Raw genomic sequence first — 26423 nt, 5'->3', positions numbered from 1 at the left:
GCTGGTGCTGAGAATTATCGGCTCCGCGTGCAATCCGCACCTTGCCTTTTCCAGAAGGCTGTAAACGTGTCGCGCATCGTCGATCCCCAGAAGCTGAGGTTCGTTGGCGAGACTACCGGGCGTAGCCCACGGGTATCGCCATTCCATGTTTCAATTCTTCCATCGAGATCGACGCCGAAACATCGAAGAGTTCGAGCTTGCGAACGATCTGCTTGTAGATCACGTCGTAATGCTCGACGCGCGGCAGCACGATTTTCAGGATGTAATCGTGATTGCCGGTCAGCCGGTGCGCCTCGACGATCTCGGGAATGTCGGCGATGATCCGGCGGAAGGTCTCTGTCCACTCGTCGGAATGATGCGCCGTCTTGACCAGCGCAAAGACCGTCGTCGGCACGCCCATCTTTTCCCGGTCGAGCACGATGATGCGCCGGGCGATATGGCCGCTCTCTTCCAGCCGCTGGATCCGCCGCGAGCAGGCCGACACCGAAAGCGCCACGCGCTCGGCCAGATCGGTCACGGATATGCCTGCATCCTTCTGCAGCATGTCGAGAATGCGCCTGTCGCGATCGTCCAACATGTGTAAGAAATAACCCTTCCGCCCTGATTTTGCACGATCTCTCCAAATCGCGCAAAATAATAGCATGTATTGGACGTAAGGGACAAATAATGCAAACACGCCGCGCCAGAACTGCGGCATTATTTTCGAAACTCGAAGCATGAGGAGCATGAAGAGATGGAAACGATCGGCCTGATCGGCGGCATGAGTTTCGAAAGTTCGGCGGTCTATTACCGCTTCGTCAACGAGATGGTGCGCGCCCGCAGGGGCGGCCTCGCCTCGGCCGAGCTCATCCTGCATTCGGTCAATTTCGAGGAGATCGTCGCTCTTCAGAAGGCCGGCGACTGGGCTGGAGCGGCCCGCCGCCTCGGCGCAGTTGCGGAACGGCTGCAGGCTTCAGGCGCCGGCTGTATCCTCATCTGCACCAACACCATGCACCTGATCGCCGATGAAATCGCGGCAAAGGTGTCCGTGCCGCTAATCCATATCATCGACGAGACGGCGAAATCGCTGCATGCGGCCGGCCGCAAGCGTCCGCTGCTGCTTGCCACGCGCTACACGATGGAGCACGGCTTCTACGCCGACCGGATGAAGAGCCTCGGCCTAGACATCATGGTGCCCGACGCCGCCGACCGCACCATCGTGCACGACATCATCTTCAACGAACTCTGCGCCGGCAGGGTGCTCGACAGCTCGCGCGAAAAGCTGATCGATATCATCGACCGCGCCATGGATAACGGCGCCGACAGCATCATCCTCGGCTGCACCGAGATCTGCCTGATCCTCGATCCCAACCGCCTGCCACTGCCGGGCTTTGACACTACCGCGATCCATGCCCGCGCGGCGGTGGATTTCGCTCTCGGCGACGAGGAGGCGGAGACAGAAGAGGCGGAGACAGAAGAGGCGGCTTGACCGCGCCACAATTTAGTTGACTCAGTCAACTAAATGCATGAAAAATGTCTTCGTTCGGAGATCTTTTTTCAGTTTGTTGGCACAGTCGGCCACCCCTCCTTCGTCATGCTCGGGCTTGTCCCGAGCATCTGCCTCCGGTTGACAGGCAGCAAATCCTCGGCACAAGGCCGAGGATGACGCCGAGTGAAGAGCGTGCTTTGCCCCGCAGTCTGGCGAGATCTCCATCTGGAGATCTCCGTGTCTCCCTTGGAGATCACGCCCATGTCCGATTCCGCCCTCATCGAAACCGCCCGCGATTTCAACCGCTTCTACACGAACTTCCTCGGCCTGCTGAACAAGGCCTATCTTGACTCGCCCTTCACCCTGACGGATGCCCGCATTCTCTTCGAGATCGGCTCGCATGACGGCGTCAGCGCCGCAGCCCTTGTCCGCGACCTGCATCTCGACCCGGCCTATCTGAGCCGCATCCTCAAGCGTTTCCGCACCGAGGGGCTGATCGAGACCAGCCCGGATCCGGCCGACCTGCGCAGCCAGATCATCAATGTCACCGACCGGGGACTCGCGCAGTTCGAGGAACTCGGCCGGCGCGCCAATGCCCAGATCGCCGCCCGTTTTGACGATCTGGCGATCGGCGAACCGCAAGCCGTCGTCTCGGCCATGCATACCATCCGCGCCCTGCTCGACCCGGCGGCCAAGCCCGCACCCGCCATCATCCGCGCCCACCGCGCCGGCGATATCGGCTGGATCGTTCAGAGCCAGGGCCGCTTCTACGCCGAGGAATATGGCTGGGACCTGCGCTTCGAGGCGCTGGTCGCCCAGGTCGCCGGCAAATTTCTCGCCAACTTCGATCCCGCCAAGGAATATTGCTGGATCGCCGAACGTGGCGGCGTCAATGTCGGCTCGGTCCTCGTCACCAATGGCGGCGACGGCATCGCCAAGCTGCGGCTGCTCTATGTCGACAAATCGGCCCGCGGCCTCGGGCTCGGCAAGCTGCTGGTCGACGAATGCATCCGCTTTTGCAGGCAGAAGGGCTACCGCGAGCTTTCGCTCTGGACCAATGACATGCTGGAGACGGCCCGCGTCATCTATATCAAGGCCGGCTTTCGGCTTGTCTCCGAGGAGAGACATCGAATGTTCGGCCCCGAAGCGAATGGCCAGACCTGGGTCCTCACCCTCTGACTTGCTTCGTCGCAAAATTTCGCTTGATTTGGAAACGATCATTTCCTAATTAGGCGAACATGAACGCAACGACCCTCGACCATCAAGAGAAGACCCGGAGCCGCGGTCGTCCGCGGGAATTCGATGCGGAGGCGGCACTCGACGCAGCCCTGCGCGTCTTTTCCGAGCGCGGCTATCATGCCGCCTCGATCAGCGAACTCACCGAGGCCATGGGGCTGGCCGCCGGAAGCGTCTACAAGGCCTTCGGCGACAAGCGCGGCATCTTCCTCGCCGCCTTCGACCGCTACCGCGCCGTGCGTCGCGGCCTGCTCGATGCCAGGCTGGCAAGTGCCGAGACCGGCCGCGACAAGCTCCATGCGCTCATCACCTTCTTTGCCGGCTCTTCGCACGGTGAAATCGGCAGGCAGGGTTGCCTCGTCGTCGGCAGCGCCAGCGATCTCGCCCTCTTCGACGAAGAGGCGGCCGAACGTGTCGCCACCGCCTTCATGACCGACGAGACGCTTCTCGCCGACCTCATCCGCCTCGGCCAGTCCGACGGCTCGATTTCGGCGCATATCGATATATCGGCGGTCGCACTTGCGCTTCTCTGCCTCACCAAAGGCATGCGCGTTATCGGCAAGACGGAACGCAGCGGCGAAGAAATGGCTGCCGCTGCCGAAGCCGCGATGAAGCTGGTGACATGAAATTTCCCCCAGGGGGAATGCCAGCATTCCCCTGCGCGGCCGGAAACGGGTGGCTGCCGGCAGACCGATTTGCGATTAATCCTTTCAACCATACCGGAGTTTCTGATGAGCATTTCAGCCACCGCGCCGGATAAGGCCATTCCACGGGCGCTATCCCCCTGGCTCACCTTTCTTTTTGCCGCCGCCTGCGGGCTGGTGGCCGCCAATCTCTATTACGGCCAGCCGCTTGCCGGCTTAATCAGCGCCGAGCTCGGCTTCACGCCTGCCGCAACCGGCCTGATCGTCACGCTGACGCAGATCGGCTACGGCCTCGGCCTGCTGCTGATCGTGCCGCTCGGTGACCTCACGGAGAACCGCCGGCTTGTGCTGCTGCTGGTTGCCGTCTCCGCTGTTGCGCTGATCGGCGCGGCGCTGGCTTCAACACCCACGGCCTTCCTCGTCGCCTCACTCTGCATCGGCCTTTCATCGGTCGCCGTTCAGGTCCTGGTTCCCTTTGCCGCCAACATGGCCCCCGATGCGACACGGGGACAGGTCGTCGGCAATGTCATGAGCGGCCTGCTCTGCGGCATTATGCTGGCCCGCCCCTTCGCAAGCTTCGTCGCCGAGGCCTCGTCCTGGCATGTGGTCTATTACGTCACCGCAGCGTTGATGATCGTGCTCGCCGTCATCCTGCGCGCCAACCTGCCGGTCCGCGTGCCGAAGACGAAGCTACGCTACAGTGAGCTGCTGGCTTCCATGGGCCACTTGGCGCTGACCTCGCGCGTGCTGCAGCGCCGGGCGCTTTATCAGGCCGGTATGTTCGGCGCCTTCAGCCTGTTCTGGACGACGACGCCGCTGCTGCTCGCAAGCCCGGCCTTCGGCCTGACGCAGAACGGCATCGCCCTCTTCGCGCTCGCCGGTGCTGCCGGTGCCATCGCCTCGCCGATCGCCGGCCGGCTTGCCGATCGCGGCATGACGAAAATTGCCTCGACGCTTGCCATGCTGCTCGGAATGGCTTCCTTCCTGATCAGCCATTTCGCCGCGGACGGCTCGCTGACCGCCCTGATCCTTCTGACGGTGGCGGCGATCATGCTTGATTTCGGGGTGACGACCAATCTCGTCTGCGGCCAGCGCGCCATCTATGGCTTGAACCCGGAACATCGCAGCCGGCTAAACGGCCTCTTCATGGCCACCTTCTTTGCCGGCGGCGCGCTCGGCTCGGCGCTCGGCGGCTGGGCCTACGCGACCGGCGGTTGGACGATGACCGCCTGGATCGGCTTCGCCTTCCCGGCGCTCGCCTTCCTGTTGTTTCTGACGGAACACCGCGGCAAGCAGGAAAGCAAAATCTGAGACCGGATATCTAAAACCTTGACAGTGCCGGCTTATAAATGCGGACATCCCGGCAGCAGCCTACGCATCCGCTCACTGCTGCCGAATTTTCGTTTCTGCATGGGATGTTCCAGCATGGACATAGACGAAGACAAGATCGATGACGCTGTTCTGGCATTGCTATGACTGACGCTGCATGACGAGGACAGAGCTTGGAAAGGCTTCGACTGGGACGCAATGGACCGTCTGTATCGGAAGGGCCTGATCGCAAATCCCGCAGGCAAAGCCAAATCCGTCGTCCTGAGCGACGAAGGTTTGCGACGATCTGAGGAATTGTTCCGCGCTCTTTTTACTCGACCGCCGGAATGATCACCGTTTCCGGTTTCTAGAAACGTGACCTACCTTACTAACTATCGGCTGAATCAAAACGCGAACGGGCGGCGCGAACGGCGTCGTGGTTCGCTTCCGCCCAGTTCAACAGTTGCGACAGTGGCCGGTAGAGCGAACGGCCGAGATCCGTCATAGAATATTCGACGCTCGGCGGCTTGGTCGGGAAGACTTCGCGAGCGACATAACCGTCCCTTTGCAGATCACGCAGCGTCTGCGTCAGCATGCGCTGCGATATATCGGGAAGCATGCGCCGCAGCTCGCCGAAGCGGCGGGGCTCGGCCGCCAGCACTTCGAGCAGCAGCGTCGACCATTTGCCGCCGATCTGCTGCATCATGTCCCTGACGGGACAATTGGAAAAATCGAGGCCAGCCAGATCGATCTCGCGCCGCGCCCCCGGCATTCTGTTCTTCAGACTGACGACCGCACCGCTCATCTGCTGGTTCCCTTTTGGTAACGTAGAGCCGAAAAACTGCCTCCTTTACATCGCCGAGTCAATTCCTATTCTAGTGTTACTCTCTTTTCGAGACTACCCCCAGAACACAGAAGGAAACGACGTATGAACGAAACCATCATTGTCACCGGCGCCGCCGGGCAGCTCGGCCAGCGTGTCATCCATCATCTCATCGAGACCTATAAGGTCGCTCCCGGCAGCATCGTGGCGGCTACGCGCAGCCCGGAAAAGCTCGCCGAACTCGAAAACAAGGGCGTCGTCACCCGCAAGGCCGATTTTGATGACGCGGCAGGCCTGGAGAAGGCTTTCGCCGGCATCGACCGGCTGCTAATCATCAGCACCGATGCGCTGGATACCCCCGGCAAGCGCCTCACCCAGCACAAGGCAGCCGTTGCCGCTGCCGCTAAGGCAGGCGTCAAGCACATCGCCTATACCTCGATGCCGGCGCCGGACGATTCGCTCGTCACCTTCGCGCCGGATCATCTCGGCAGCGAAAACGCCATCAAGGCAAGCGGCATCGCCTATACGATCATCCGCGACGCCTGGTATCACGACAATTACCTGCACGGCATGCCGCACAACCTGCAGGGCGGCAAATGGTACAGCGCCACGGGCGACGGCAAGGTCTCGACCATTTCGCGTGACGACTGCGCCCTGGCAATCGCCGCCGCCCTTGCCTCCGGCACCTCCGAGAGCGCCACCTATACGCTGACCGGCGCGCAATTGCTCACCAACCGGCAGATCGCCGCCATCGTCTCCGATGTCGCCGGCAAGCCGCTCGAGGTGGTCGACGTCAACGACGAGCAGCTCGGCCAGGGCATCCGCGGCGCCGGCCTTCCCGGTTTCGTCGCCGACATGCTGGTTTCGGCCGACGCCAACATCCGCGCCGGCAAATTCGACATCGTCACCGGAGACTTCACCAAGCTGACCGGCAAACAGCCGCAGCCGCTGAAGGATTTCTTCGTGGCGCACAAGGCTGCGTTGACGGCTTCAGGCAATGCCGGAGGCCATTGAGCTTTCCGCTCATCCCTGCGCTCGCGGCAGGGATGAGCGGACTCCGATTCTGGACACTGGATCCCTGATCACATCAGATGTGTCGTTCACCGCACCGACGCGCAGGGTCGCCCCTCAGAATTGCGAAACGAAGCCAGGCGGTTTTTCCCTGAGGTCAAGTCCGTATTCAAGCTCGGCCCGCATCCAGAGCACGCCGCTTTCATAGGGATCGTCGGACATTGTCTCAGTTCGCGCGTCGGCGACATTGCTGTCAGCCCAGTTCTTGACACACGCGACGCTCTCGCGTTTCCGCTCATTCCGATCGATTGCACACCATTCTCGTCCTTCGTCGAGCGGAACCCATGCGAGACCATCCCGGAAACAGGTGATGGCCCGATATTTCGGCTCGACGACAGTGTTCCCGGCGGCATCCTCAATGCCCCAAAGCAAGGTTCCGTTCGAATTCCTCGAGACGCGCTGTCCGCCGTCGGGTCCGCAACGCAACTTTGATCGCCGGTCTTCCAGGCGGCGCGGCTCGGAGACTTCACGTCCTGATGCGTCGATCCAAAACTTCCGCCCATCCTTCGATACCGCATAGGCACCGGAATCGGGCTGCAACTCATCGAACTGCGGAGCGAGGGCTAACACACCGTTGGCGTCCAGTATTCCCCATTTGCCCTGAACATCGACGCCGGCATAGCCACCGCTGAAACCAGATTGGCTCTGAAATGATGGTGGATCGACAAGCAGTTTACCGTCCTGCTTGAGAAACCCCCATTTTCGATTGTACCGAACCGATACGGGGAATTCGCAGGTCATGTACGTGTTGTCAAAAAGATACGAAACGGTCGGCTTTCCATCCGCTCCGACGACCTGAATAAGGTTACCGCGGTGGATGAATTTGAGACCCGAAGGACATGCCGCCCACGCCTTCCCGTCCTCCGGGTCGGGCACCAGATCCCCGGCCCGGTTGAGCCCGATCCACTGGCCGTCCACCGATACCCTGGCCACCTCACCGGAATAATCCGGCAGTCTCGCATCGTCAAACAGACGACCGCCAAGCAACCGTCCCGCCTCGTCAAGGACGCCCAATTTCTGGTCTTTGGCCACACGGTAAAACCCGTTTCGATGATCCTGGATCCTAAATTGCTGTGGGGCGAGAATAGTTTGGCCGTCCCGGCCGATCACGCCGCATTGGGTGGCGTCGGCCCGGTCACGTTGGCTGGACTGTCCTTTGTGTCCGGCCGAACCGCCATAACAGACAATTGCTCTTCCTCCACCGAGTTTGCTGGCTGTTTCGAAGCGAGGCTCGACCTTCCAGGTTCCGTCGGGAGCAAGCAATCCGTATCGTTTATCTCCCGGCTGAGCTGCCCAAACGAAAGTGCCGAATTCGAATTCTTTAATGGCCAGCTCGTCCTTCAGTATCTTTCCTGAAGGCAGATCGACGAGCAGATAGGGTCGATCGCTCCTCTCAAAAAACAGTTCCCCGAACATAAAACGCAGGAAGCCGAAAGAATCCGACGCGACCGCTTTGCCGGGACGAACGAGCGCCGCCCCGGCTCCGAATGGAATGGCACGCGCATAGTACGGCAACAGCAGAAACTTGCCCGTTCTGTCGATAATTCCTGCCTTGTCAGCGACCACCACTTCGGCGTGGCCTTTGCGAAATCCGCGGGCAAGGTCGAACGCAGGCGCGATCACCATCTCGCCACTCGAATTGATATAGCCGAATTTCCCCTCGGAGCGCACGGCGGCCAGCCCCTCCGAGAAAGGAAGCGCAACTTCGAACTTGCGATCAATCCGCGGTTCTAACGTCGCTCTGTCGATATAGCCGCAAAGAGCGTAGACGCCGCCGCACCTTTCCACCCATCTTTCCGGCCGGGGATCGGCGACGCCGGTTCCAACGGAGCAGAGCAAACTCGCCCATGCCGCCGCGACAAACATAAATTGACGTGTAGCAACGCTCACCCTAACGCCCCCCGGTTGAAAGAACTAGGAGATGCTCGTGTGTTGGAAATATGGCCAATCCGCAGGTCGGAGGTCATGAGTACAGGAATCCAGCGCCTTCACCCCATGAGCACGGGAAACCTTTGCAGCGTATCAAATTAGTTGCCGCCAATACGCAAGAAGGAAACAGCCCTTCCTTAAACCGCCTGCCCGCACGCCCGGCAGAACCGCCGCACCGTCTCGGCCATGCCGTATTCCAGCGCGTCGGCGGTCAGGCCGTGGCCGATCGAAACCTCGGCAAGCTGGGGAATGCGCTTCACCAGCGCCGGCAGGTTTTCGACGGTCAGATCGTGGCCGGCATTGACGGCAAGGCCGATCGCCAGCGCCGCATCCGCCGTCCGTCCGAGCGCGTCGAGGATCGGGGCCGCCCGTTCCGGCGCGTCGTAGCAGCCGCCATAGGGACCGGTATAAAGTTCGATCCGGTCGGCGCCGACCGCCTTGGCGATATCAATGGCTTCAGCATCGCCATCGCCGTCCGCAAACAGCGAGACCCGGCATCCCATCGCCTTCAGCCGCGCGACGGCATCGGTCAGAAATGCCCGGTGCTTGCGGAAATCCCAGCCGTGATCCGAGGTCGCCTGGGCGGGATCGTCGGGCACCAGCGTCACCTGCTCCGGTGCCGCCCCGGCGCAGAGTTCGAAGAACGCCTGCGTGGGATAGCCCTCGATATTAAACTCGGCCTCGGGGAATTCGTCGTCGATCAGGTTGCGAATGACCGGCAGGTCGGAAAAGCGGATGTGGCGCTGGTCGGGGCGCGGATGCACCGTCAGGCCGCTGGCGCCGGAGGCAAGCGCAATGCGCCCGAGCGCTTCGACGCTCGGCCAGGGCAAATCGCGCCGGTTGCGCAGCATGGCAATGGCGTTGAGGTTCACAGAGAGCTTGGCGGGCATGGCTGATATCCATCGGTGCTAAAACAAAGGCCCCTGCTTTTAAGCCAAGTGCCTTGAGATGACCAAGGAGATTCGCAGATGGATGCGATGCCGATTGTTGATGGCCATCGCTGTCGGTGGGGGTATTCACCCTCCCCCGCGTACCGCAAACAGTAATTCCCGTCGCCTTTGAAGACGGCCGACCGATGCTGCAATGCAGCGCGTGTTTTGCTGCAGCACACCCAGAAACCCGGGCAAATCACGTCGTCGCGTTGCTATCCCATTTAAAAGAGATTACTTTTAGCACTTATAAAAAAGATCGTTCACGCATAACATGGACATTGTATCGCGTAAACGTAGGCCGCGTACTGCTTCTTTCCCAATGACAAGAACGCCCAGAGGAAAACCCCACTCGCCGCGCCTGGGAAGCAACTGGCAAATCCGCATGAGGTGCAACACTATGCCCTAGGAGGGTTCATGCCAGACGGTTCCAAACGCCTGTTTGCTGCCGCCGGTATCGCTTCGGAGGCCCGGTCAAAATACCGGTTCCTGCCTTCGGCCGCGCTGCCGCCGGATCTACCGGACGGTCCCGTGCCAATCGCCGATATGGCCAACGCATTCGGCGTTACGCACAGGACGCTGCATTTCTACGAAGAGAAGGGGTTGGTTTCGGCCAATCGCATCGGCCTGATGCGGGTCTACGGACAAGACGATGTGATGCGCATGGCGGTCATCACCGTCTGCCGTGAGACCGGAATGCCGATCGCCGTCATCCAGGAATTGATGGACGAGCTTCGCAAGGCCGAGTCGCAGGAAAGAGCCGAGGCGATGTTCCGCGAAGCGCTGCAGGTGCGCAAACGTGAGCTGACGGCCGAGATGTCGACCCTGCACCGCCAGCTCCAGCAGGTCGGCGACCTCCTGGATTATGACGCCAGTGTCGAAGAGCCGCCGTTGAACGACAACCAGGACAGCGCAAGCCTGACCCCGCAGGAGCGGCAGTGCCTGGAGCTGATGGCGGAGGGCTATTCCACCCAGCGAATCGCCCGAGCGCTCGACCTGAAACATGACGAAACCAGGGATCTCGAAGCCGGAATCATCCTGAAATTCCGCGCCAACAACCGCTTCCAGGCGATCGCCAAGGCTGTTCTGCTCGGCATCGTCCAGGCATAACCACGTGCAAGCCTAACGCACGTCGCGTGCAAGCCTAACGCAAGCCGCGTGCAAACTTGCACGCATCATTCCCGACGGCCGCCACCGTCGACTTCCCGCCCAAAATCGCGAGGCGCGATCGAGGTCAGCGCACGATCGTCAGCGTCTCCGCCGCGCGCGTGATCGCGGTATAAAGCCAGCGTTCGCGCGTATCACGAAAGGCCCAGCTCTCGTCGAACAGCACGACGTCGTTCCATTGCGAGCCCTGCGCCTTATGAACGGTAAGCGCATAGCCATAGTCGAACTCGTCGTAGCGTTTGCGGGTGTTCCAGGGAATCTCGCCTTCGACATCCTCGAAGGCCTGTTTCAGGAGCTTGATCTTGGCGGCCCCCCGGTCCATGTCGTCATCCTCGGGCCGGACGAGCAGATTGATGCCGGGCTTCGTCGTTTCCTTGGACGAGGTCATCACCTGCCAGAGCGAGCCGTTCAGCAGGCCCTTGGCGGGATCGTTCCGGAGACAGACGAGCTTGTCGCCGGTCTGCGGGTAATCGGCATTGAAGCCTTTCAGCTCGCGCAGGCGCTGATTGTAGCGCCGCCGGGTCCTGTTGGTGCCGACGAGCACCTGGTCGGCATCGAGTACCAGCTGCTGCGTCACCTCGTTCTTCGAGATCACCTTGGCCGTGCCGTAATCGCCGTACATCACCTCATTGCCCTCGCGCACCTGCATGGCGAGCTTAATGATCGGATTATCGCGCGCCTGGCGATGGATATCGGTCAGCAGGTAATCGGGATCCTGATTGGTGAAGTAACCGCCGCCGGTGACCGGCGGCAGCTGGCCGGGATCGCCGAGCACCAGGATCGGCGTGCCGAAGCTCATCAGATCCTTGCCGAGCGCCTCGTCCACCATCGAGCATTCGTCGACGATAATCAGCGCCGCCTTGGCGACCGGGCTCTGCCGGTTGATCGAAAACATCGGTGCGATCGAAGTCTTGCCGGTCTCTTCGTCCTCCACCGCTTCCTCGCCGCGCGGGCGGTAGATCAGCGAATGGATCGTCCGGGCGTTGGAGGCGCCGCGCGAGCGCAACACTTGTGCGGCCTTGCCGGTAAAGGCCGCAAACAGCACATCACCGTCGACATTCTCGGCGAAATGCTTGGCAAGCGTCGTCTTGCCCGTTCCGGCATAGCCGAATAGGCGAAAGAGCGGCGAACGCCCTTCATTCAGCCATTTCGAAACAGCCTTGAGGGCTTCGTCTTGTTGCGGCGCAAATTGCATGATCGGACGACTTGGCAGGATTCGCGGGCGTTAGGCAAGGCGGAAAACGGCAAATCGCGCGGCGGGACGATCATCCGTTCTACTGCCAGCCCATGCCGCTCGCGCACATCGACGGGTCCCGCCCGATCGCATCGGTCAGAAAATCCAGAACCGTCTTGACGCGGAGCGGCATGTTGCGCCTCGAGGGATATACGACCGTGATCGGCAGGCGGCTTGGTTGAAAATCCTCCATCAAGGGGATCAGCCGGCCAGCGGCGATATCCGGGACGGCGATGATATGGGAGAGGACCGCCAGGCCCGCGCCGGCAAGGGCTGCCCTGTGAATGGCGACGGCGCTGCAGGCGGTCAGGCGCGGCGAAATCCGAACCGAAATGTCTTCCGAGCCATTCGAGAACGACCAGGTGGAAGCTCCGCCGGCCCTGTTGTAGCACAGACATTCGTGCTCCCTGATGTCTTTCGGCGCCCGCGGCGCTTCCTTGCGCGCGAGATAGGTGGGTGATGCCACAAGGAAGGCCGTCGTCCAACCTATCCGCCGGCAAACGAGGCTGCTGTCAGCGACCGAGCCCAGCCGCACTTCGAGGTCGAGGCGCTCCTCGATCATATCGGAGCTTTGCTCCCTGAGGAGCAGTTCGACCGAAAGCTTCGGATGGACGGCAAGAAGATCGCCCAACCGTTCGCTGAGATAGAGGCCGAGCGGCGCGGGGACGCTGAGTCTGACCCTCCCCGAAGCCATGGCCCCATCCGATCCGGCCGCATCGCCGAGTTCCTCCACCGCTTCAAGAATCCTCTGCGCCATCGGCAGCATCCGTTCCCCCTCCGCCGTCAGCGACAGGCCGCTCGTCGTGCGATGTAGGAGGCGCGTGTTGAAATGGCCTTCAAGGGCTGCGACCTGCCGTGAAACCGCCGGCTGTGTCACGTCGAGATCATGCGCCGCCGCTGAAAACGAGCCCGTCTCCACGACGCGTTGGAAGGCTCGCAATGCCGAAACGATATCCATCCCTGCCCCCTCATACTTTTGCGCATAGGCCTTATGCAGCCAAACTAAGCGAGAATGGCTTTACAGTCCAGCAATTAAGGATATCTTTTATCCATAAGGATACTAAATATCCTTAATTAGAGGAGAGATGACATGAGCCAGCGATTGAACTACGCCCAGCAGTCCCCCGAGCTTTTCAAGAAATTCATGGAATTCAGCATGGCGCTGAAGAGCAGCGTGATCGACGAGAAGCTTCAGGCCCTGATCGAGATCCGCGCTTCACAGATCAATGGATGCGGCTTTTGCCTTGACATGCATGTGAAGCAGGCAAAGATCCATGGTGAGACCGAGCTCAGGCTCCATCACGTCGCCATCTGGCGGGAATCCAACCTGTTCGTTCCCCGCGAGCGCGCAGCCCTTGCCTGGACCGAAGCGCTGACGAAGCTTCCCGAGGGCGGCATTCCCGACGAGATTTACGAACGGGTTCGCGGCCAGCTTTCCGAAAAGGAAATCTCCGATCTGACCTTTGTCGTCATGGCCATCAATGCTTGGAACCGCGTCAATGTCGGCTTCAAGACGGTCCCCGGCTCGGCCGACAAGGCCTATGGCCTCGACAAATCAGGCTTGAACTAAACCCCACAATTCATTGAGAAGATTCACCTTTGACGCTGTCGCACCCCGGCAGCGAACGGAGATCTGTTATGAAAATCGTTGTCATCGGCGGAACCGGCCTCATCGGTTCAAAGACTGTCGAACGCTTGCACAAGCGCGGGCATGACGTGATTGCCGCCTCGCCGAACTCAGGCGTCAATACGATCACGGGAGAAGGACTGGCGAACGCGCTGTCGGGCGCCGAAGTGGTGCTAGACCTTGCCAATTCGCCATCCTTCGAAGACAAGGCCGTGCTCGAATTCTTCGAGACCTCGGGCCGCAATCTTCTCGCCGCCGAGAAGGTTGCCGGGGTAAAACACCATGTCGCTCTCTCCGTCGTCGGTATCGAGCGACTGCAGGAAAGCGGCTATTTCCGCGGCAAGCTCGCTCAGGAAAGATTGATCAAGGCGTCTGGCATTCCCTACACCATCGTGCATTCGACGCAATTCATGGAATTCCTCGGCGGAATCGCCCAATCGGCAACGGTCGGCCACACAGTTCGCCTGTCGCCGGCCTATGTCCAGCCGATCGCCTCCGACGACGTCGCCGACGTCATGGCGGATGTGGCGCTCTCCGCGCCCGCCAACGCCACAATCGAGATATCAGGTCCGGAACGGGCGCGCCTGAGCGAACTCGTCGCCCGATATCTGAAGGCGATGAAAGACCCGCGTACCGTCGAAGCCGATCCGGAAGCGAAATATTTCGGCGTCCGGCTCAACGACCAGTCGCTCGTTTCCGACGACAGCCGCAGCCTCGGCTCGATCACCTTCGAACAATGGTTCGCAAAATCCGCCCAGCCGAAGTGATTTGCGCCAGGACGCGGCCGCTCAGGCGCGTCCTGCTCATCCAAGCAATATGGAGATTCCAATGATCAAAACCTCAGTCCTCGCCGCCGTCGCCCTCGCCTTTCTGACTGCCACCGGCGCCAGCGCCCACGACAACAGCAAGTCTGCGAAGGTCACCCTCGTCTATGAGCACGAGCTTCCGAACGTGCCGGGCAAGAGTATCAAGGGCGTGCTAGTCGAATATGGGCCGGGCGGCTTCACCGAAGGCCACACCCATCCGGACACGGCCTTCATCTACGCCACCGTGCTCGAAGGAGCGATCCGCAGCCAGGTCAATGACGGCCCCGTCAAGGTCTATCATGCCGGCGAGAGTTTCTCCGAAATGCCGGGCGACCGGCACGGCGTCAGCGCCAACGGCAGCGAAACCAAGCCCGCCCGCCTGCTCGCCGTCTTCGTGGTCGACACCAACCAGAAAGAGCTGACCTATCCCCTCAAGAAGTAAGGGGCCGCCAAACCGTCCGCGCGGGCCGATGCTTGCGCTGGCGGCCGACATGCTGAATCATACGCCGCCCGCCCCTCCCGGAGACAAAGACAGATGATCTACGACGCGCTCTTCGGCAAGCCTCTGATATCGCTCATAACAGTCGGCTTCGCCGGGATCGTCGTCTGGCACCTGCTTTCCCGCCAACGGCCCACGACGCGGCTGGTGGTGCAGATATTCTTCTTCGCCGCGATGACTTTGATCCTCGTCGGCAGCGGCATCGAACCCCACCGGTTTCAAGGATATAAGTCCGAGGATCCGCAGGCTCTGCTCGTCATCGTCGCGAAAACGCTCTGGTGGATTCATTTGGCATGGGCCGTCATCGGTTTCATCAGGCTGTATCTGGTGCTGGAAGGCAGTCCACGAGAGGCTCGCCTGCTCCAGGATCTCGTCATTGGCGTCGTCTATATCGGCATGGCCCTGTCCGTTCTGGCCTTCGTCTTCGGCGTGCCGATCGGCACCCTCGTTGCGACCTCGGGCGTCGTGGCCATCATTCTCGGCCTTGCGCTGCAGAGCACGCTCGCAGACGTCTTCTCCGGCATCGCGCTGACCCTCGGCCGGCCATACATCATCGGTGACTGGATTCTTTTGAGCGACGGCACAGAGGGACGCGTCGTCGAAAGCAATTGGCGCGCGACGCACATCCTGACCAGCGCAAACAATCTCGTCGTTCTGCCGAACAGTTTTTTGGCCAAGCTCGCCGTGACGAATGTAAGCCGGCCGGACGAAAGCCATCTGCTGATCCTCACCATCCGCATCGCCCCGACACGGATGCCGGCATCGGTCCGCCAAGTGATGTTGTCGGCGCTCGCGAGCTGCAATTCCATCGTGCGCGAGCCGCCGCCGGTCGTGGCGCTGAGGGGGCTGGACGCCACGGCACTAGAGGTCGAGCTACAGTTCCGGGTGACGAGCCCCAGCCAGCGCGCGACGGCGCGAAACGAGGTGCTCGATCTCGTCTACCGTCACTGCAAATCGGCCGGCCTGCTTTTGGCCGTTCCGGCAGCGGCCTCGGTCCTGACGGGCGAGCTGCCGACCGAAGAGAGCGCACGGTCGCCGCGCGTAACGCCGCTCGAACTGATCGAGGCCATACCGATCTTTGCGGCGCTGACGACCGATGAAAAGCGGAAACTTGCCGAGACCACCGCCGTGCGTGAGTTCCGCAAGGGCGACGTGATCGCGCGGGAGGGCGAAATGCTGCCGTCTCTGATGATGGTGCGGGCCGGCATTATCGCGGCGCGGCACGGAGATGGGGAACGCGGGCGGCTCGCGCCGGGTGATTTTTTCGGAGAGACCGGACTGCTCGCGGCCATGCGGGAAGTCTGTACCCTGGAGGCTCTTACCGCCGTGACGGTCTATGAAATCGATCAGCAAGCCTTCGCGCCGCTGCTGAATGAGCGTCCGGCGCTGGCGGAAGAAATCGCCGAAGACCTCGCCCTCCGCGCGGAGCGATTCCGCGACGTTGCCGCCCGGCCCGCGGAACCCGCCCACAGCGCGCGCGCTATCCTGAAAACCATCAGGACAATCTTCAGGGGGTAATCAGCCGGCGCGCTTGAGAACCCATTCGAAGGTACTCCGCCAAAGCTCGGCCGGCACTTCCTCGGACAAGGTGCCGACCAGATCGGAAAGCCGGACCCGTCTCAGCGTATCGCGCCAGGCCTCGTCGGCTTCCCACATGATGCGGGCGACTGCGCAGGGCTTGCTGTCGCAATAGCCTGCCGGCCGGCATGGATTGTTCTCGCGGATGTTCGTGCAGGTGAAGATCAGCGCCTTTCCCTCGACCGCCTCGACGATCTCGAGAAAATTGATCTCCGAAGGCCCTCTCGCAAGCCTGTAGCCACCGGTCGGGCCAAGCGTGGTCTCGACCAGCGACGCCTGCGAAAGGCTCTGGAGCGCCTTGGAGAGGTATTCCTTCGGCAGACCATGAAGCTCTGCGAGCGCCTTGGTGGAAAGGTACCTGCCCTCTGGCAGGCCTGCGAGGATGGCGCAACAATGAAGCGCCCACTCGACCTGGCTTTTCAGGATCATTCAGCAACTCGCGTGATGGCTGTTTCAGGAAGTGATTTAAGGATATACGCTATCCGAAAATCGACATGATGTAAACGACCAGTAAAAGCAGCGTGTTCTGTTTGAGCGGTGATATTTAGCTGTCCGTGTCTTCGTTCCCACTTAGCGCCTGGTCATTTTCAATTCCGGCAAGCAGCTTGCGCAGCAGCGTCGCCAGCGCCTCGCGCTCGTTCGCATCAAGTGCTTGCAAAAACGCGGATTCGCCCGCCATGTCGGTGCGGAAAGCCTTTTCGGCGTGTGCGGCGCCAGCCTCGCTCAATGCCACCAGCACGCTGCGCCCGTCACGTTGCGATTTCTCGCGACGGATCAGGCCCGCCTTCTCCAGCCTGTCAAGCCTGTGGGTCAGGCCCCCCGAAGAGATCATCAGCGCCGAATATATGTCGGTCGGGGTCAACCGGTAAGGCGGTCCGGACCGGCGAAGCGTCGCGATCACATCGAACTCGCCGCGGTCGAGGCCGAAATCGGCAAAGGTCGCCTCGATGCTGGGGCGCACTAGGTTCGACAGCCGAAACGTCCGCCCGAGAATCGCCATCGGCTCCGTATCGAGGTCCGGCAACTCTACAGCCCATTGTCGACGCAGCCGGTCGACATGGTCCTCTCCGGAGCGCCCCTTGTCCGGGGAGCGATGGTCGTCCCCTGCAATTCCATTCGTCATCTCTGCCTCTTATCACCACAGGCAAGACATACACCTTCCATCCGGGGCGAGGAAGATATCTTGACAAGAAGACAGTTTTCAGAATATATCTTCTCGAGAAGATACTTTGTTCAGCCGATACGAGCGGGAGGCACGTGATGTTCAGAATTCTTCGCCACCAGGAACCGAGTCCCGATCAGAGCCGGACCATCCGCTTCGAAGGCCGCGATCACGGCGGCGCGGTATCGCTTTTTATCGTCGACAACGAGCCGGGCCAGGGGCCCGACCTGCATGTCCATCCCTATTCCGAGACATGGGCGGTCAGGACGGGCGAAGCCGAGTTCACCGTGGGGGACGCCAAGACCCGCGTCTTTCCCGGCGACATCGTTGTCGTCGACGCCAATATTCCCCATCGTTTCGAGAATGTCGGCACCGACCGGCTCGAAGTCGTCTGCATCCATGCGAGCGACACGATCGTGCAAGAGTTTGTCTGAGGCGAGCCGTCGCCCGAAAAAGGAAGAGGAGGCAATCGCAATGCCCAAGATGATCTTCGTGAACCTGCCAGTGAAAGACTTGGCTGCCGCGACCCGCTTCTACGACGTGATCGGCTGCAGCAAGAACGAACAGTTCAGCGACCACCAGGCATCGAATATGGTCTGGTCCGAGGCCATTGTCTTCCACCTGCTGACGCGCGATTACTTCGCCACCTTCACGCCGAAGCCCGTCGCCGAAGCGCAGAAGGCGAGCGAAATGCTGATCGCCCTGACAATGGACAGCCGCAAAGAGGTGGACGCCATCGTCGAAGCCGCAGCAGGCACAGGCGGCAGAGCCGACCCACGCGCTCCGACGGACATGGGCTGGCTCTACAACCGCGCCTTCGAGGACCCCGACGGTCATATTTTCGAAGCCGTGTGGGTCGATATGGCGGCAGCCTCCGCTTCCGGGCAATAGCGCGGAGGCGCCCGGTACGACCGAGATGTGCGGGCGAGCGGCTCAAGCCGGCCTCGCCTGCCATAAAACTTTCCATGCGTCGGGAACAAAACCGCCTCGTCTCGTGTCTCATCTCAGGCATCGCAAAATTGCATGCCCAATCTCAAGGAGAGACATCATGAAATCCGTGAAATTCCTGTTCGCCGTGGCGGCTGCCGCCCTTGCCGCCACGGCTGCTTTCGCAGCCACTCCAGTCAAGGAAGTCGAATCCGCCAAGGGTAAAGTTCTTGCCGGGAAAGACGGCATGACCCTCTACACCTTCAAAAAGGACGCCAAGGGCGTTTCCAACTGCAACGACGATTGCGCCAAGAACTGGCCGCCGCTGATGGCCGCTGGCGGTGCCAAGGCTGATGGTGCATATTCTATCATCGACCGTAAGGACGGCACGAAGCAATGGGCCAAGGACGGCATGCCGCTTTATTACTGGGTCAAGGACAAGAAGATGGGCGACATCACCGGCGATGGCGTCGGCGGCAACTGGAGCCTTGCCAAACCTTGATTGTAGAGGCCTTGATCGAAGGGGCGGTCATCACAAGAGAGCGGTCGGCGTGAAAACACCCGCACCGGAAAGTTTCGAGGGCCAGATCCTGGCCCTCCTCCCCTCGCTCCGGCGCTATTCGCGTAGCCTGACGCGCTCGGATGCCGACGGCGAGGATCTGCTCCAAGACTGTGTCGAGAAGGTGCTGGCGCGCCGTGGCCAATGGCGCGGCCTCAACCTGCGCGGCTGGGTCCTGACCATTATGACCAATCTCTACCGCAACGGCCGGCGCGGCAAGGCGCGCGACGCCGTCGTTGAACTCGACGCCGCAGGGGACATCGCCGCACCCGAAACGCTGGCCGATCCGCTGGAGCGCGCCCGGCTCGACAACGCGCTGAACAGCCTTTCGGAGGAGCGCCGCGCCGTGCTGATGCTCGTGGTCATCGAGGGATACACGTATAGCGAGGTTGCCGCTGCCCTCGACATCCCCATCGGCACCGTCATGTCCCGGCTGTCGCGCGCCCGCCAGCGCGTCGCCGAGCGGCTGAAAGCCGATAACATCATTACGCTTCGGAGGCCGAAATGAACGAAGCCAACCCGATCGTCACCGAAGCCGATCTCCACGCCTATGCCGACGGCCAGTTGCCACAAGCGGCGCGCGCCCGGATCCAGGCTTACCTCGCCGACAACCCCGACGAGGCGGCTCTGGTCGCCGAATGGCAGGCGCAGAATAGCAGCATCCGGTCGCTGTTTTCAGGATATGAGCACGCGAAGGACACCGACACTCTGCTCGTCTCGCCCCTGCGCGCCATTTCATCGGGGCGGAAACGTTTGGCGATCGCCGCCGCAGCCCTCGTCGTCTTCGCGCTCGGCGCCGTCGCCGGCCACTACGGCCCGGCTCTGCTGGAAAGGCCGGAGCTGCAGCTTGCCGGCTCCGAAACCCTGCCGAAGCAGGCTGAGACCGCGTTCATGGTCTATGCCGCCGAGGTTCGCCATCCGGTCGAGGTCTTCGCCGACGAGGAGCTTCATCTCGCCACCTGGCTCGGCAAGCGCCTGGCCATCCAGAATCTGAAGATCCCCAATCTGCAGCCGCTCGGCTTCAAACTGGTCGGCGGCCGCCTACTGCCGGTCGATGGCCGACCGGGCGCCATGTTCATGTACGAGAACCAGGCAGGCGAACGCCTGACCGTCATCGTCGGCCGCAACACCGAAAACCGCACGACCAGCTTCCGCTTCGCCTCATCGGGCAATCTCGAGACCTTCTACTGGATCGACGGCGAACTCGGTTATGCCGTCACCGGCGAAATCTCCAGGCAGGCGCTGCGTAATGTTGCCGAGGAATGCTACCGGCAGTTTCCGTCCTAGAGCATGTCTCGCAAAAGTGTGCCGCGGTTTTGCGATAAAGACATGCATAAAAACAAAGACCTAAAGCGTGACAACCGAATCTGAAAGATCGCGACACGCTTTAGAGCAACTCCAGGAAAAGTGCGAAGCGGTTTTCCGGCCGAAATTGCGTAAAAACAAAAGACTAGAGCGGTTCTGCGCTTCCGTTGAACCGCTCTACAGATCAGCGCAGCGGATCGTTGGTAAGTTCGATCGGCTGCCCGTGCGGCGTGGCTTCGGCAGCCCGCTGCCAGCTCTGCTGCAGGTCGAGGATGACGGATGCATCTGCTATGTCGCGGCTGACGAGCAGCTCGGAAAGGGCCGCCACCCAGCAGTCGAAATAATCGCTGCCATCTTCGGCACGGCCGGGCTTATGCAACTCCTTGGACAGAACCTCAGCCCATTCGCCCCAGGCGAATAGCCCCTTCTCATACAGGTGCACGGTCATAGCGAAAGCTTCCGCCGCCCAAGGCTCGGGAAAAACCGGATCCCCCTCCGGCGACCTCGGCAAACCTGGCGATTGCGCCAGCTGAGACGGCATCTCACAAACGCTCAAGATAGCTCTCCCACGCATCGATGGAGACCGTCAGTGATGGATCCGCCCCCTCGCCCCAGATCTCGCCGCCGTCGAAGACGACTGTGTAGAGCCATTGCGGATTTTCGCCGCGGCCATGCGCGTTATCGTCGGGGAAGACGAAAGCCCCTTGCACCGCCTCGACGACACCCGTCTTGGCGCGCGCATAACGTGGCAGGCGCGTGTGCGTGGCCGGATTGAAATTCTTTGTCTTCACCACCTCACCCACTGCGAAGAGCGGCGTGGTCCCGATCGGACGATCGCAAGGTCCGCCTTTGGCCAGAGCAGCAGGCACCATCTCCGCCTTCAGCACCCGCTTCGGCACCGCGCCGCCCTGCTGCGCATGGCCGGACTGCAATTCCGCGCGCGTCGCAAAGCCGTGCCGTTCGAGCAGCGTCTCGACGCCGCGGATCCAGATCTCGTAATAGCTGGCGGCGAGGTAGTCGGCCGGCGGAATATTCTCGCGCGCATGCCGGCTTTCATCGATCGTCCATGCGCCGAAAGCGCCGCAGGAAAGCGTGACGCCGAGCGCCCGCTTTTCCCATTCGGCGTGGAAACAGGGTTCGTCCTTTTCCGGCGCGACAGGACCAAAACCCATCTGACCACCGAGATCGTGCGGTCCGTTCATGCAAGAGCCTCCGGGCTTCGGGCGACGGCCGTGCCGATCATTGCATCGCGGCTGACGAGATCAGCGAGAGCTGCCTCGTCTATTCCGTCCGTGCCGTCCGGCCGTTCGGGAATGACGAGATAACGCAGCTCCGCCGTCGAATCCCAGACGCGGATCTTCTTCTCCTTCGGCAGCGTCAGCCCGAATTCGGCAAGCACGCCGCGCGGATCGATCACCGCGCGCGAGCGATAGGCCGGCGCCTTGTACCAGACCGGCGGCAGGCCGAGCACCGACCAGGGATAACAGGAGCAGAGCGTGCAGACGATGAGATTATGGGTCTCGGCCGTATTGAAGACGGCGCGCATATGCTCGCCCTGCCGGCCGGTATAGCCGAGGCTGGCAATCGCCGCCGTCGCATCGCGCTTCAGCCACTCGGCGAAATCGGCATCGCTCCAGGCCTTGGCAACGACATGCGCACCGTTCCTCGGCCCCACCTTCGTCTCATAGGTCTCGACAATCGCATCGATCGCCGTCGGGTCGATCAGACCCTTCGCCGTCAGCAGCGTTTCCAGCGCTTTGACGCGGGCTTGCATGTCGGAATAGTGGTTGTCGTGGTCATGGTCGTCGTGGTCATGACCTGCATGATCGTCGCTGTGCCGCATAACGCTCTCCCGAATAGGCGGCTGGATCTTAGGCGCTGGTCGGATGGCCGCCAAGTGCGTTTCTCGTAAAGATGCCGCCAGGCGAATAGGGATTGGTTAAGCAAACCATCCTTCACCCCGCCGATATAACCAAACATAAATGGCTTCATCTTCAGATTGCACCGCATGAAAACTCCGACATTCGGCCGAAGAACCAATCCGCCCGCCTCTTCCTCCTCCTCTCAGGCAGAGGAAATAAAGATCCGTGCGCAAAGCGCTGTGCAGGACGATCCGCGCCCGAACGAGGCCGGCAATCCTTTGCAAGGCCCGAGGCTCGTGGCCCGCGCCCTCCTCGACCGGATCCGTCAGGAAATCGCCGAAGACGGCCGTTTTCGGATGATCGATCTATTGGCGGCGCTCGGATCAATCGGCGGATTCTCTTGTGTTCTTGCCGCACTCAATGTGGCTGAAGCAGGGCAATGTCGCGACGGCGCCGATCTAGTCACCATGGAAACAAGGGATGGATCTCGCTACTACGCTGGCAATCTGCCGAATGCTTTCCTGCTGGAAAGCCATGATTCTCTGCTGGCGCTGACCTATGGCGCCGCCGGAAACCAGGGCGCGGTTCTGTCGCAAGAGACGGTCCTCGATACGTTTCGCCATGTCGCGGCCACCATCGGCGATCCGCAGTTCGGCAGGCCACGGTTGGCGGAAGATGATCAGCCCGGCGCCCTGCCCATCAGCTATGTCAGGCGCCTCTGGCCGATTGCCCGGCAGGTTCTGGATATGAACCATGTCCCGGTCCGGCGGCGGCCGCTGGCGATCGGCATGGCAATCGAGCTTGCTTTCGCGATCGACGAGCAGCCGATAGACCCGCTACTGGCAGCACAAATCGTGACCGAATGCGCCGTTCCCATGGCAAAAATCGATCCGCGTAAAATTGCTTGAGGTATCGGTAACCTCCTCCTTATGAATATTCTCATTCTCGGTGCTACAGGCTTTATCGGTTCGGCGGTCGCGGCAAGATTGCTAGAGGATGGCCATGTCATCACCGGGCTTGGCCGGAATCCCGGCCGGGCGCGCCTCCGCCAGCCCAGCATCCGTTGGATCAGCGCAAATCTGGCTAGGATGACCGACGCGGCCGACTGGGCGACGGTACTTGAAGGCCAGCAGATTGTCGTCAACGGCGCTGGCGCTTTGCAGGACGGCCTGTCTGACGACCTTGCCGCCACACAGGAACGGGCGATGATCGCGCTGCAGGGAGCAGCACGCACGGCCGGCGTGAAGTTGATCGTCCAGATATCGGCGCGCACTGACGGCGCCGGTCGTGATCGGCCCTTTCTAGCGACCAAGCGTGCCGCCGACCTGGCGCTTGCGGCAAGCGGCATTCCCTACGTGATCCTGCGCCCAGCGCTAGTGCTCGGCCGAAACGCCCACGGTGGCACAGCGCTGCTGCGTTCCCTCGCTACCATCCCCCTCGTCCTGCCGCTCATCCACGCCGACAGCCCGGTCGAAACCGTCGCCGTCGAAGATGTCGCCGCCGCAGTCTCAGCCGCAATCTGCGGTGCGCTCCCCTCCGGCAGCGATATCGAACTGGCGGCCGAAGAACGGCAAACGCTCGCAAGCCTCGTCAAACTCCACCGCGCCTGGCTCGGCCTGCCGCATGCACCCGTCATTTCCATTCCGCCCATTCTTGCAAGGCCGGTCACATGGCTTGCGGATATGGCCGGTCATCTCGGCTGGCGCTCGCCGCTGCGCTCTACCGCCATGACCGTCATGTCCGAAGGTATCAGCATGGATCGCGCGCCACCGTCAGGCCTGGCGACTCTCTCGGCGGCCGCAACCCTTTCGGGCAATCCCTCCGGCGTGCAGGATCTCTGGTTTGCCCGGCTCTATCTCCTGAAGCCGCTTGTCATCTCGGGCCTCTCCGCCTTCTGGCTGCTCTCCGGCCTGATCCCGTTGCTTGCGATCGAGAAAACATCCACCCATTTCCTGCCGTTTATGCCGGAGGCAGCCGCAACGATGCTGACACTGGCCACCTGCCTGATCGACATCGCGCTCGGCGCCGCCGTCCTTTTCCGTCCGCTGGCCAAACGCGCTCTTCTCGGCATGCTGGCCGTGTCGCTCGCCTATCTCATTGGCGCAAGCCTCATAGAACCGGCACTCTGGCTCGATCCGCTCGGCCCGCTCGTCAAGGTGCTGCCGTCGATCCTGCTGACGCTGACAGCCCTCGCCACCCTGGATGAACGCTGATGCTTGAGCAATGGTTGCTCTTTGCCCATGTCATCGGCGCGACCGTGCTCTTCGGCACCGGCGCCGGCATCGCCTTCTTCATGATGATGGCGCACCGGACACGTGATCCCCGGCTGATTGCCCATGTCGCCGCCACCGTCGTCGTCGCAGACACCGTCTTTACCGCCACCGCAGCCATTCTCCAGCCGGCCACCGGCGCTCTGCTGGCCCGATCGATCGGCTGGGAGCTGTCGGAGGGATGGATCACGCTTTCGTTGCTGCTTTACGTCGTCACCGGCCTGTTCTGGCTGCCGGTTGTCCGGATCCAGATCCGGCTGCGCGATCTCGCCCGCATGGCCGCGGCGTCTGGAAGCGCCTTGCCGCCGGCTTATTTTCGCCTCTACCGCATCTGGTTCGCCTGCGGTTTTCCGGCCTTCTCAGCCGTCGTCGGCATTCTCTGGCTGATGCTGATGAAGCCGGCAATCGCTCTATTTTAGCATCGGCCAGAGGCTCGCCACCAATAGCACCGCCATGCTGATATTGAACCATCTCAGCCGCACCGGATCGGAAAGCCATTCCCGCAACGCCGAACCAAAGCCCGCCCATGTCGATACGCTTGGCACGTTGACGGCTGCGAAAGCCAGGCCGACGAGAAGCACGCTGCCCAAGTAAAGCTCCGGATTGGTATAGGTCGCCATCGCGGTGACCGCCATTACCCAGGCTTTCGGATTGACCCACTGGAAGGCGGCAGCCGAAAAGAATGACATCGGCTCGACGCCGCTCCTGCCTTCGGCGAGCGACCGCGAAGAGGCGATCTTCCAGGCGATCCAGACGAGATAGGCACCGCCGGCAAATTTCAGCGCCATATAGACGACCGGCACCGTATGCAGAACCGCACCGAGCCCGAGGCCGACGCCGATGAGCAGCGAGAAGAAGCCGACACCGATGCCGAACATATGCGGGATCGTCCTGCGGAAGCCGAAATTCACGCCCGATGCAAAAAGCATCATATTGTTCGGCCCCGGCGTGATCGACGTCGTAAAGGCGAAGAGAATGAGGGCGAGAAATGTATCCAGCGGCATGCGACCTCCCGAACCGACCTTCTCGGCCGAGTTCATTTTAGGTCAGCATAACTGTCCTAAACAGCTGACACCATTCCATCATTGTCATGGTGACAGGATTGCTTGAAAGATGGCGATACGGCCCAATCTCTTCGCGAACGGAAGAAAACCCATGCAGGACGACCCGATCCCATCCATTACATTCCCGAACGGCGCGCAAGTGCCGGCACTCGGCCAGGGAAGCTGGGCCATGGGCGAGGATGCCGGCCACGCTAGGGCGGAGATCGAAAGTCTCAAGGTCGGCATCGATCTCGGCATGACGCTGATCGACACCGCCGAAATGTACGGCGACGGCGGTGCCGAAGAGATCGTCGGCCAAGCGATCAGCGGACGGCGCGACGAGGTCTTCATCGTCAGCAAGGTCTATCCCTGGAACGCCAGCCTGAAGGGCACGGTCGAGGCCTGCGAGCGCAGTCTCGAACGGCTTCGCACCGACAGCATCGATCTCTATCTCCTGCACTGGCGCGGCAGCCATCCGCTGGCCGAGACCGTCGCGGCCTTCGAAATGCTGAAGGCATCCGGCAAGATCGGCGCCTGGGGCGTCTCCAACTTCGACACCGGCGACATGGAGGAACTTCTCGGAGTGCCCGACGGCGCCAATGTCGCCGCCAACCAGGTGCTCTACAATCTCTCCCGCCGCGGCATCGAATTCGACCTCTTGCCCTGGTGCCAGAGCCGTAAGATTCCCGTCATGGCCTATTCGCCGATCGAGCAGGGACATATCCTGCATCATCCCGAGCTGATCCGCATCGCCAAGGCCTATCAGGCAACGCCCGCCCAGCTGGCGCTGGCCTTCCTGCTCGAACGCGACGGCGTCATCGTCATCCCGAAGACATCGAATGCTGAACGCGCGGCGGAAAACCGCGACTGCGTCTCGCTCGATATCACTGCCGAGGACTGGCAGGCGCTCGACGCCGCCTTCCCGCCGCCCACCAAGAAAAAACCGCTGGAGATGCTCTGATCTTCAGCGGCTTCC

General features: G+C 61.5%; 32 protein-coding genes. 20 read left to right on the top strand and 12 right to left on the bottom strand.

Features of this window, described 5'->3' with window-relative positions; genetic code table 11:
- Nucleotides 1–112 precede the first annotated feature (112 nt).
- Nucleotides 113–577, bottom strand: coding sequence for an Lrp/AsnC family transcriptional regulator (locus HJB89_RS12085; RefSeq protein ID WP_207581049.1), 465 nt, complete (start codon nucleotides 575–577; stop codon nucleotides 113–115).
- Between the two features lie 156 nt (nucleotides 578–733).
- Between HJB89_RS12085 and HJB89_RS12080 the strand changes: the two genes are divergently transcribed.
- From HJB89_RS12080 to HJB89_RS12060, 5 genes are all read left to right on the top strand, one after another.
- The gene (locus HJB89_RS12080) at nucleotides 734–1468 is read left to right on the top strand and encodes an aspartate/glutamate racemase family protein (RefSeq protein WP_207581050.1); all 735 of its coding nucleotides are present in this window, start codon (nucleotides 734–736) and stop codon (nucleotides 1466–1468) included.
- A 261-nt stretch (nucleotides 1469–1729) separates the two neighbouring features.
- Complete coding sequence (locus tag HJB89_RS12075) at nucleotides 1730–2647, top strand: bifunctional helix-turn-helix transcriptional regulator/GNAT family N-acetyltransferase (protein ID WP_221149924.1); 918 nt, start codon at nucleotides 1730–1732, stop codon at nucleotides 2645–2647.
- A 59-nt stretch (nucleotides 2648–2706) separates the two neighbouring features.
- Nucleotides 2707–3330, top strand: coding sequence for a TetR/AcrR family transcriptional regulator (locus tag HJB89_RS12070; protein ID WP_207581052.1), 624 nt, complete (start codon nucleotides 2707–2709; stop codon nucleotides 3328–3330).
- Nucleotides 3331–3435: 105 nt separating this feature from the next.
- Complete coding sequence (locus tag HJB89_RS12065; protein WP_207581053.1) at nucleotides 3436–4659, top strand: MFS transporter; 1224 nt, start codon at nucleotides 3436–3438, stop codon at nucleotides 4657–4659.
- A 165-nt stretch (nucleotides 4660–4824) separates the two neighbouring features.
- A complete protein-coding gene (locus HJB89_RS12060) occupies nucleotides 4825–5007 on the top strand; it encodes a DUF6429 family protein (RefSeq protein WP_246762763.1) in 183 nt (60 codons plus the stop codon).
- Between the two features lie 37 nt (nucleotides 5008–5044).
- Here HJB89_RS12060 and HJB89_RS12055 read toward each other — a convergent pair whose 3' ends face one another.
- Nucleotides 5045–5461: a helix-turn-helix domain-containing protein gene (locus HJB89_RS12055; RefSeq protein WP_207581054.1), complete on the bottom strand. Its 417-nt coding sequence runs from the start codon at nucleotides 5459–5461 to the stop codon at nucleotides 5045–5047.
- A 123-nt stretch (nucleotides 5462–5584) separates the two neighbouring features.
- On the opposite strand from HJB89_RS12055, the gene HJB89_RS12050 reads away from it, so the two are divergent.
- Nucleotides 5585–6493 (top strand): SDR family oxidoreductase, encoded by a 909-nt coding sequence (locus HJB89_RS12050; protein WP_221149923.1) that lies wholly within the window; start codon nucleotides 5585–5587, stop codon nucleotides 6491–6493.
- A gap of 114 nt (nucleotides 6494–6607) precedes the next feature.
- Here HJB89_RS12050 and HJB89_RS12045 read toward each other — a convergent pair whose 3' ends face one another.
- Together HJB89_RS12045 and HJB89_RS12040 are read right to left on the bottom strand one after the other, a co-directional pair.
- Nucleotides 6608–8440 carry a WG repeat-containing protein gene (locus HJB89_RS12045; RefSeq protein ID WP_311044370.1) on the bottom strand — a complete coding sequence of 611 codons (1833 nt, stop codon included), beginning with the start codon at nucleotides 8438–8440 and terminating at the stop codon, nucleotides 6608–6610.
- A gap of 176 nt (nucleotides 8441–8616) precedes the next feature.
- A complete protein-coding gene (locus HJB89_RS12040; protein WP_221132052.1) occupies nucleotides 8617–9369 on the bottom strand; it encodes a pyridoxine 5'-phosphate synthase in 753 nt (250 codons plus the stop codon).
- A 456-nt stretch (nucleotides 9370–9825) separates the two neighbouring features.
- Between HJB89_RS12040 and HJB89_RS12035 the strand changes: the two genes are divergently transcribed.
- Nucleotides 9826–10518: a MerR family transcriptional regulator gene (locus HJB89_RS12035; protein WP_221132053.1), complete on the top strand. Its 693-nt coding sequence runs from the start codon at nucleotides 9826–9828 to the stop codon at nucleotides 10516–10518.
- Between the two features lie 124 nt (nucleotides 10519–10642).
- On the opposite strand, the gene HJB89_RS12030 is transcribed toward HJB89_RS12035, so the two are convergent.
- On the bottom strand, nucleotides 10643–11770 hold the full coding sequence (locus HJB89_RS12030) for an ATP-dependent RecD-like DNA helicase (RefSeq protein WP_207581058.1): 1128 nt from the start codon (nucleotides 11768–11770) through the stop codon (nucleotides 10643–10645).
- Nucleotides 11771–11849: 79 nt separating this feature from the next.
- On the bottom strand, nucleotides 11850–12767 hold the full coding sequence (locus HJB89_RS12025) for a LysR family transcriptional regulator (RefSeq protein WP_221149922.1): 918 nt from the start codon (nucleotides 12765–12767) through the stop codon (nucleotides 11850–11852).
- A 132-nt stretch (nucleotides 12768–12899) separates the two neighbouring features.
- Between HJB89_RS12025 and HJB89_RS12020 the strand changes: the two genes are divergently transcribed.
- From HJB89_RS12020 to HJB89_RS12005, 4 genes are all read left to right on the top strand, one after another.
- The gene (locus HJB89_RS12020; RefSeq protein ID WP_221115751.1) at nucleotides 12900–13379 is read left to right on the top strand and encodes a carboxymuconolactone decarboxylase family protein; all 480 of its coding nucleotides are present in this window, start codon (nucleotides 12900–12902) and stop codon (nucleotides 13377–13379) included.
- Nucleotides 13380–13447: 68 nt separating this feature from the next.
- Nucleotides 13448–14203: an SDR family oxidoreductase gene (locus tag HJB89_RS12015; RefSeq protein ID WP_221149921.1), complete on the top strand. Its 756-nt coding sequence runs from the start codon at nucleotides 13448–13450 to the stop codon at nucleotides 14201–14203.
- 61 nt (nucleotides 14204–14264) lie between these two features.
- Nucleotides 14265–14684, top strand: coding sequence for a cupin domain-containing protein (locus HJB89_RS12010; protein WP_221132056.1), 420 nt, complete (start codon nucleotides 14265–14267; stop codon nucleotides 14682–14684).
- A gap of 93 nt (nucleotides 14685–14777) precedes the next feature.
- On the top strand, nucleotides 14778–16259 hold the full coding sequence (locus HJB89_RS12005) for a mechanosensitive ion channel family protein (protein WP_221149920.1): 1482 nt from the start codon (nucleotides 14778–14780) through the stop codon (nucleotides 16257–16259).
- Here HJB89_RS12005 and HJB89_RS12000 read toward each other — a convergent pair whose 3' ends face one another.
- Both HJB89_RS12000 and HJB89_RS11995 read right to left on the bottom strand, forming a co-directional pair.
- Nucleotides 16260–16748: an Rrf2 family transcriptional regulator gene (locus HJB89_RS12000; protein ID WP_221132058.1), complete on the bottom strand. Its 489-nt coding sequence runs from the start codon at nucleotides 16746–16748 to the stop codon at nucleotides 16260–16262.
- A 115-nt stretch (nucleotides 16749–16863) separates the two neighbouring features.
- Nucleotides 16864–17442: a MarR family winged helix-turn-helix transcriptional regulator gene (locus HJB89_RS11995; RefSeq protein ID WP_221132059.1), complete on the bottom strand. Its 579-nt coding sequence runs from the start codon at nucleotides 17440–17442 to the stop codon at nucleotides 16864–16866.
- Nucleotides 17443–17579: 137 nt separating this feature from the next.
- Between HJB89_RS11995 and HJB89_RS11990 the strand changes: the two genes are divergently transcribed.
- The 5 genes from HJB89_RS11990 (at nucleotide 17580) to HJB89_RS11970 (ending at nucleotide 20254) form a co-directional block, all read left to right on the top strand.
- Nucleotides 17580–17915 carry a cupin domain-containing protein gene (locus HJB89_RS11990; protein ID WP_221132060.1) on the top strand — a complete coding sequence of 112 codons (336 nt, stop codon included), beginning with the start codon at nucleotides 17580–17582 and terminating at the stop codon, nucleotides 17913–17915.
- A gap of 40 nt (nucleotides 17916–17955) precedes the next feature.
- Nucleotides 17956–18372 (top strand): VOC family protein, encoded by a 417-nt coding sequence (locus HJB89_RS11985; protein WP_221132061.1) that lies wholly within the window; start codon nucleotides 17956–17958, stop codon nucleotides 18370–18372.
- 157 nt (nucleotides 18373–18529) lie between these two features.
- Nucleotides 18530–18910: a hypothetical protein gene (locus HJB89_RS11980; RefSeq protein ID WP_207581064.1), complete on the top strand. Its 381-nt coding sequence runs from the start codon at nucleotides 18530–18532 to the stop codon at nucleotides 18908–18910.
- 49 nt (nucleotides 18911–18959) lie between these two features.
- Nucleotides 18960–19475: an RNA polymerase sigma factor gene (locus HJB89_RS11975; protein WP_207581065.1), complete on the top strand. Its 516-nt coding sequence runs from the start codon at nucleotides 18960–18962 to the stop codon at nucleotides 19473–19475.
- The gene (locus tag HJB89_RS11970; protein ID WP_221149918.1) at nucleotides 19472–20254 is read left to right on the top strand and encodes an anti-sigma factor; all 783 of its coding nucleotides are present in this window, start codon (nucleotides 19472–19474) and stop codon (nucleotides 20252–20254) included. The genes HJB89_RS11975 and HJB89_RS11970 overlap by 4 nt, the downstream gene beginning before the upstream one ends.
- Nucleotides 20255–20456: 202 nt before the next feature.
- On the opposite strand, the gene HJB89_RS11965 is transcribed toward HJB89_RS11970, so the two are convergent.
- Genes HJB89_RS11965 through nthA form a run of 3 tightly spaced genes read right to left on the bottom strand, consistent with a single transcriptional unit; the run spans nucleotide 20457 to nucleotide 22115 of the window.
- Entirely contained in the window at nucleotides 20457–20828 is a 372-nt protein-coding gene (locus tag HJB89_RS11965) for a nitrile hydratase accessory protein (RefSeq protein WP_221132064.1), read from the bottom strand.
- The gene (nthB, locus tag HJB89_RS11960; protein WP_221149917.1) at nucleotides 20815–21474 is read right to left on the bottom strand and encodes a nitrile hydratase subunit beta; all 660 of its coding nucleotides are present in this window, start codon (nucleotides 21472–21474) and stop codon (nucleotides 20815–20817) included. Before nthB ends, HJB89_RS11965 begins: the two co-directional genes overlap by 14 nt.
- Complete coding sequence (gene nthA, locus HJB89_RS11955) at nucleotides 21471–22115, bottom strand: nitrile hydratase subunit alpha (RefSeq protein WP_207581069.1); 645 nt, start codon at nucleotides 22113–22115, stop codon at nucleotides 21471–21473. The genes nthB and nthA overlap by 4 nt, the downstream gene beginning before the upstream one ends.
- Nucleotides 22116–22373: 258 nt before the next feature.
- On the opposite strand from nthA, the gene HJB89_RS11950 reads away from it, so the two are divergent.
- Genes HJB89_RS11950 through HJB89_RS11940 form a run of 3 tightly spaced genes read left to right on the top strand, consistent with a single transcriptional unit; the run spans nucleotide 22374 to nucleotide 24823 of the window.
- Nucleotides 22374–23042, top strand: a complete 669-nt coding sequence (locus HJB89_RS11950; RefSeq protein ID WP_246762676.1) for a hypothetical protein — start codon at nucleotides 22374–22376, stop codon at nucleotides 23040–23042.
- A gap of 21 nt (nucleotides 23043–23063) precedes the next feature.
- Nucleotides 23064–24347: an SDR family oxidoreductase gene (locus tag HJB89_RS11945; RefSeq protein ID WP_221132067.1), complete on the top strand. Its 1284-nt coding sequence runs from the start codon at nucleotides 23064–23066 to the stop codon at nucleotides 24345–24347.
- Nucleotides 24347–24823, top strand: coding sequence for a DUF2269 domain-containing protein (locus tag HJB89_RS11940; protein WP_207581070.1), 477 nt, complete (start codon nucleotides 24347–24349; stop codon nucleotides 24821–24823). Before HJB89_RS11945 ends, HJB89_RS11940 begins: the two co-directional genes overlap by 1 nt.
- Here HJB89_RS11940 and HJB89_RS11935 read toward each other — a convergent pair.
- Nucleotides 24815–25408, bottom strand: a complete 594-nt coding sequence (locus tag HJB89_RS11935; RefSeq protein ID WP_207581071.1) for a LysE family translocator — start codon at nucleotides 25406–25408, stop codon at nucleotides 24815–24817. The genes HJB89_RS11940 and HJB89_RS11935 overlap by 9 nt on opposite strands.
- A 151-nt stretch (nucleotides 25409–25559) precedes the next feature.
- Here HJB89_RS11935 and HJB89_RS11930 point away from each other — a divergent pair, with 151 nt between their 5' ends.
- Nucleotides 25560–26408 (top strand): aldo/keto reductase, encoded by an 849-nt coding sequence (locus HJB89_RS11930; RefSeq protein ID WP_207581072.1) that lies wholly within the window; start codon nucleotides 25560–25562, stop codon nucleotides 26406–26408.
- The last annotated feature ends 15 nt before the right edge of the window (nucleotides 26409–26423 follow it).

Source organism: Rhizobium sp. NZLR8 (assembly GCF_019685025.1).
GTDB lineage: Bacteria > Pseudomonadota > Alphaproteobacteria > Rhizobiales > Rhizobiaceae > Rhizobium.
This window is presented reverse-complemented; position numbering and strand designations above follow the sequence as displayed.